This window comes from Micromonospora sp. RTBAU3-60 (genome assembly GCF_054963695.1).
The window spans coordinates 1-5,857 of record NZ_JBUEGB010000146.1; the positions used below are offsets into that span (position 1 = coordinate 1).

The 5,857-nt window shown below is 71.2% G+C and carries 4 protein-coding genes and 1 pseudogene; 2 read left to right on the forward strand and 3 right to left on the reverse strand.

The window, feature by feature from the left end; genetic code table 11:
* Nucleotides 1-945: 945 nt before the first annotated feature.
* The gene (locus ACY34I_RS40010; RefSeq protein ID WP_462760705.1) at nt 946-1,254 is read right to left on the reverse strand and encodes a pyrophosphohydrolase domain-containing protein; all 309 of its coding nucleotides are present in this window, start codon (nt 1,252-1,254) and stop codon (nt 946-948) included.
* A 110-nt stretch (nt 1,255-1,364) separates the two neighbouring features.
* On the opposite strand from ACY34I_RS40010, the gene gdhA reads away from it, so the two are divergent.
* Both gdhA and ACY34I_RS40020 read left to right on the forward strand, forming a co-directional pair.
* On the forward strand, nt 1,365-2,702 hold the full coding sequence (gdhA, locus tag ACY34I_RS40015; RefSeq protein ID WP_462760707.1) for an NADP-specific glutamate dehydrogenase: 1,338 nt from the start codon (nt 1,365-1,367) through the stop codon (nt 2,700-2,702).
* Between the two features lie 143 nt (nt 2,703-2,845).
* A complete protein-coding gene (locus tag ACY34I_RS40020; protein WP_462760709.1) occupies nt 2,846-4,213 on the forward strand; it encodes a hypothetical protein in 1,368 nt (455 codons plus the stop codon).
* A 64-nt stretch (nt 4,214-4,277) separates the two neighbouring features.
* Here ACY34I_RS40020 and ACY34I_RS40025 read toward each other — a convergent pair whose 3' ends face one another.
* Both ACY34I_RS40025 and ACY34I_RS40030 read right to left on the reverse strand, forming a co-directional pair.
* Nucleotides 4,278-5,435 carry a CapA family protein gene (locus ACY34I_RS40025; protein WP_462760711.1) on the reverse strand — a complete coding sequence of 386 codons (1,158 nt, stop codon included), beginning with the start codon at nt 5,433-5,435 and terminating at the stop codon, nt 4,278-4,280.
* A 95-nt stretch (nt 5,436-5,530) separates the two neighbouring features.
* A pseudogene (locus tag ACY34I_RS40030) lies at nt 5,531-5,857 on the reverse strand (hypothetical protein); the annotation flags it as partial.

Sequence of the window (5,857 nt, forward strand, 5' to 3'; positions counted from 1 at the left end):
AGACCAGCAACACCAAGAACCGTCTTACGCAGCATCGTGTTCATCACCAAAGCTCCATTCGGGGGTTGGCGCACACACAGCCCATGGGGGGTCGGGCGGGGCACGCAAGCACCGTCAGGCGCTCAAACAAGGGGGGAAAGTCTTCAAGCCAGCGACTCGCGGGGCGAGGGGGGTCGCCTCTTCGCGGCGCCGGGACCATATCCAACGGCCGACGGCCCGCCAACATTCCGGGCCCAGCAACCCCAGCGGGGCGCCTCGATCGCGTGGCACACATGCAACCACCGGCGGCCCGATGTCATTCCGGGCCCAGCCACCCCGCCTCACTGGGAGGGCGCCTCAATCGCGTGGCACATGTGCAACGACCGGCGGGCCGCCATCATTCCGGGCCCCGCCACCCGTCGGGAGGGGGGTCTTCCTCGGCCGTGCACCCGTGTTCAACGACCCCCGACCGCCCGCCATTCCGGGCCCGAGATGCCACCGGTCACTCGCAAACCGGACACTACCTGCCAGAACGCCCGGACAAGCGACCCCAAACCTCCGGTGATCCACTCCACATCGCCTAAACGGCGGTATCCGACACCCGCCGACACCGCCACATCCCCGACCTGGAGTCGATCGCCATCCCCGACACGTGGCAAGACGTCGAAATGTCTCGTTTGATCGTGCGGACGCGTACCGCAGGCACGAACGGCGCAGGCCGCACATCCAGACGACGGCCCACCACGACGCGGGTGTGGCCCGCCGTGACCGGCGCAGGGATCAAGCCTGACCGCCCGGAGCCGGGCACGGCGGGCCACACCCCCAACAGCGACCACAGCCAGCGGCCGGGCCACACCCCAAGCGACCACAGGCCGCGGGCCACACCCAACAGCGACCGCAGAGGGGCGCGGGCGCACACCCCAACAGCGACCACGACCGGCGCGCACGCAACGACGGCACGCGTCGTCAGGTCAGCCGGGACCGCACCTTGGCGGCGCACTCCGACACCACGGACCGCGAGTCCAGCCCCAGGCTCTCGATCGCGACAAGCGCCGTGAACACCACGTCGGCCAGCTCGGCCACGACATCCTCGCGGCGGTGGGTGACGCCCTTGCGCGGGTTCTGCCCGAGCACCCCGATCCAGGCGGCGGCCGCCTCCCCCGCCTCCTCGGTCAGCTTGAGGATCCGGCAGGTCAGCTCGGTGTCCCCGGTGCCGTTGGCGGCGTCCAGCCAGCCGCGCGAGGCCCGGACGGCGTTCCAGATCAACTCGTCCACGGGACCAGTGAACCGGACGATGGTGATTATCGTATCCGGGGGCGGTCGGCGCGAGGCCGATCCGGTGGGGGCGACGGGGCTGCCCGGGACCGGAAGGGACGTGTCGGGTGATGCCGGAGGCCGTCGAGACGGTGTTCGAGGACGTGATCGATCGCAACCCGGGTGAACCCGAGTTCCACCAGGCGGTACGGGAGGTGCTGGAGAGCATCGGGCCGGCCCTGGCCCGTCACCCCGAGTACGCGCAGGCTCGGATCGTTGAGCGGATCTGCGAGCCGGAGCGGCAGGTCATCTTCCGGGTGCCGTGGGAGGACGACCGCGGCCGGGTCCGGGTGAATCGCGGTTTCCGGGTGGAGTTCAACAGCGCGCTGGGCCCGTTCAAGGGTGGGCTGCGCTTCCACCCGTCGGTCTACCTGGGCATCGTCAAGTTCCTCGGCTTCGAGCAGATCTTCAAGAACGCGCTGACCGGTCTGCCGATCGGGGGCGGTAAGGGCGGCGCGGACTTCGACCCGAAGGGCTGCTCGGAGCGGGAGGTGATGCGCTTCTGCCAGAGCTTCATGACGGAGCTGTATCGGCACATCGGCGCGCAGACCGACGTGCCGGCGGGCGACATCGGCGTCGGTGGCCGGGAGATCGGCTACCTGTTCGGCCAGTACAAGCGGATCACCAACCGGTACGAGTCGGGAGTACTGACCGGCAAGGGCCTCTCGTACGGGGGCGCGCAGGTGCGCCGGGAGGCGACCGGGTACGGCGCGGTCTTCTTCGCCGAGGAGATGCTGAAGCAGGCCGGGGACGGCCTGGAAGGCAAGCGGGTGGTGGTCTCCGGCTCGGGCAACGTGGCGATCTACGCCATCGAGAAGGTGCACCAGCTCGGCGGCCTGGTGGTGGCCTGCTCCGATTCGGACGGGTACGTGCTGGACGAGCAGGGCATCGACCTGGAGCTGCTGCGGGAGCTGAAGGAGGAGCGCCGGGTCCGACTCGACAACTACGTCAAGCACGTGCCGGACGCGGTGGCGGTCTCCGGTCGTACCGTCTGGGAGGTGCCCTGCGACCTGGCGTTGCCGTGCGCGACCCAGAACGAGATCGGCGGTGCGGAGGCCGCGGCGCTGGTGGCCGGCGGCTGTGTCGCGGTGGTGGAGGGGGCGAACATGCCCACCACGCCGGAGGCGGTGCGGATCCTGGGCCGGGCGGGGGTGAAGTTCGCTCCGGGCAAGGCGGCCAACGCCGGCGGCGTGGCGGTGAGCGCACTGGAGATGCAGCAGAACGCCAGCCGCGACTCGTGGACGTTCGCCCAGTCGGAGCAGCGACTGCGGGAGATCATGCGGGACATCCACGCCCGCTGCTGGGCCACCGCCGAGGAGTACGGCCTGCCGGGCGACTACGTGGCCGGCGCGAACATCAACGGTTTCCGGCGGGTGGCGGAGGCGATGCTCGCACAGGGTGTGGTGTGAGGATCCACTGCGGACCGGGCGGGGACGGCCGACCGGATTGACAGCGGTCGAAGGCGAGCCTAGGTTCGGTGGGCTACCGGCCGGTAGGCATCCGTCCCGCCTGGTCGCCCCCGCAGGGCGGCACCGTCCCCGGGAGAGCAACGATGCTGACCTCCACCACCCGCCTGGTCCGCCGGCTGCTCGCCGTCGGCGCGGCCCTCACCCTCACGATCGGCGTCGCCGGCGCCGGGCCGGCCGCCGCCGAGCGCCACGACGACGGCAGCCAGCCGCTGCCGGGCTACACCATCAGCAACCCGCCGCTCGACCCCCTGGTCGTCGGGGGCGAACCCAGCACGATCCGCCAGGGCGTGCACGCCCACGCCGGCTACGTCATCGAGACACCCGCGCGGTGGAACGGCCAGCTCGTGATGTGGGCGCACGGCTACCGCGGCCAGACCAGCGTGCTCTCCCCCGAGCCGCCCGCGTTCGGGCTGCGGCAGCGCCTGCTGGAGCAGGGGTACGCGTGGGCGTCATCGTCGTACGACCGCAACGGCTACGACATCCGCTCCGGCGTGCTGAGCACCCGCACGCTCGCCGACCTCTTCGCCGACACGGTGCGGCGGCCGACGCGGGTGTTCCTGGCCGGGGTGTCGATGGGCGGGCACATCATCGGCCGATCGCTGGAGCAGTACCCGGGCTACTACGCCGGGGCGCTGCCGATGTGCGGGGTGCTCGGCGACCACGAGCTGTTCGACTTCTTCCTGGACTACAACCTGGTCGCGCAGGCGCTCGCCGGGGTGCGCGCGTACCCGCCGCCGGCCGACTATCTCAGCAACGCGGTGCCGCAGATCCAGGCGGCGCTGGGGCTGGCCGGCCTCCGTCCGGGCGGCCCGGACACCGTCAACGACCTCGGCCGGCAACTGCGGACCATCACGGTCAACCGCTCCGGCGGCGACCGCCCCGGCGCGGACGCGGCCTTCGCGGTCTGGAAGGACTTCCTCTTCGGCATCGCCACCACCGACGGCGGCGACTCCCCCGCCCAGCGGCCCGGCCAGCTCGCCACCAACCTGCTCACCCGGTACATCCCCGACACCCCGGTCGACGTCAACGCCCGGGTGCAGCGGGTCGCCCCGGAGAACCCGTGGCAGCGGCTGTCGCCCACGCTGACCGAGGTGCCGCGGATCAGCGGCCGGCCGACCGTGCCGGTGCTCACCCTGCACGACCTCGGCGACCTCTTCGTGCCGTTCAGCATGGAGCAGGCGTACGCCCGGGACGCCGCCGGGCACGGCCGCAGCCGCCTCGTGGTCCAGCGGGCCGTCCGGGCCGCGCAGCACTGCGAGTTCAGCCCGGCCGAGGCCGGCGCCGCCTGGGACGACCTCGTCTCCTGGGTACGCACCGGCCAGCGGCCCGCCGGAGACCCGGTCACCGATCCGGCGGCGGTGGCGGCCCCGGACTTCGGCTGCCGGTTCAGCGACCCGGCCGCGTGGGCCGCCGGGTCCGGAACCCGTCGGTTGTACGCTGCCTGCCCCTGACGGCCGGGTCGGGTGACCATGGGCGGAGGCCCCACCACGGTCACCCGGCCGCCGCACAGCTCGGTCAGGAGAGCGGGCGCAGCCCCGCCTCGAAGGCGCCGCGCATGCCCACGTACCCGTTGATCCGCTTCTCGATCTCCGCGTAGTGCGCTCGCTGCGCGGCCGGGACCGCCGGGTCCTTGACGGCGTTGACCAGGTCGACCACCCGGGCGGCCGGCCGGTACTCCATCCAGGTCGGCAGCACGCTCACGCTGGTGACCTCCCACCTGCCGGAAGTGGTACGGGTGAAGGTGAACTCGGGTACCACGGCGTCCTGCGTGTTCTCCGGCGAGCCGTCGTCGAACCGGGCGGTCAGGTTGCCCATCCCGTAGGCGACCCACTTCCTGCCGATCTTCTCGAACGGCTGCACCACGTGGACGTGGTGCCCGATGATCAAATCGATGTCGGGCGAGGCGAGCAACTGTTGGGCAAGATCCAGCTGGTCGTCGTTCGGCGCGTTCTGGTACTCGGTCCCCCAGTGCATCGAGAGGATGACGATCTCCGCGCCCGCCGCTCGCGCCCGGTGCGCCGCGGCGAGGATGGCGTCCCGGTCGATGAGGTTCGCCGCCCACGGCTTGCCCTCCGGCAGTGGGATGTCGTTGAAGCTCAGCGCGTACGACAGCTGCGCGACCTTCACGCCCGCCACGTCGAGGAGGTTCGTCCGGGCCGCCTCATCCGCGCTGCGGGCCGTCCCGGCGTGCCGCAGCCCGACCCGGTCGAGGTTGTCCAGCGTCCGGGTGATGCCCTCCATGCCCGTGTCCAGCGAGTGATTGGACGCCGTGGAGCAGGTGTCGAACCCGGCCCAGGCCGCCGCGTCGGCCAACTCCGGCGGCACGCTGAAGGCCGGCCATCCGGTGAACGGCCCCTGCGGATCCGCCAGCGGCGTCTCCATGTGACAGATGGCGAGGTCCGCGGCGCTCACCCTGGACCGGATCGCACTGAGCACCCGGCTGAAGTCATGACCGGTACGGCCCGCCGCCTGTGCGTCGGTGGCGGCCTGCTCGGTGAGCGGCGGGTGCACCAGCAGATCCCCGGCGGCCACCACAGTGAGCTGGTTCTTCGGCCCGGGGGCCGGCGCCGTGACGCGTGGGGCGGTGGACGGTCCCGGAGTCACTCGGGCCGGTTCAGTACAGGCCCCGACCAGCAACGTCAGCATGGCCGCAAGGCCCAGCTTCATCCTCATCTCCGGAAGTCTTCTCAGCTCCGTCAGCCGGGAAGGGCGAACGCGAAAGGACCCCTCCCAAGGGGGAGGGGCCCTTTCGGGTTGCTACTTGGTTGTCAGCTGTTCCAGTACTGGGCGACCAGGTCAGCGGCCTGCTGCTCCCACTGGGCGTAGGCGTCCGGGTAGGCCGACACCTGCACCGTCTGCGCCGCCTTCGTCAGCGGCATGTCCTGCCAGCCGTCGACCTGCTTCAGACCCTTCTCGAACGCCAGGGTCGCGTACTCGGGGTTCGTGATCTGCTCCGGCGTACCCCAACCACTGGAGGGGCGCTGCTGGAACAGGCCCAGCGAGTCGTGATCATTGGCGTCACCGAGGTGGCCCAGGTTCTCCAGCTTCGACTCCTGCAGGCTCGTGGCGATCGAGATCACCGCGGCCCGCTCCGG

What these genes read in the sequence shown, in the direction of transcription:
- gdhA (WP_462760707.1), top strand. Translation starts at nt 1,365, where the DNA reads ATGCCGGAGGCCGTCGAGACGGTGTTCGAGGACGTGATCGATCGCAAC.
- ACY34I_RS40020 (WP_462760709.1), top strand. Translation starts at nt 2,846, where the DNA reads ATGCTGACCTCCACCACCCGCCTGGTCCGCCGGCTGCTCGCCGTCGGC.
- ACY34I_RS40025 (WP_462760711.1), bottom strand. Translation starts at nt 5,435, where the DNA reads ATGAGGATGAAGCTGGGCCTTGCGGCCATGCTGACGTTGCTGGTCGGG.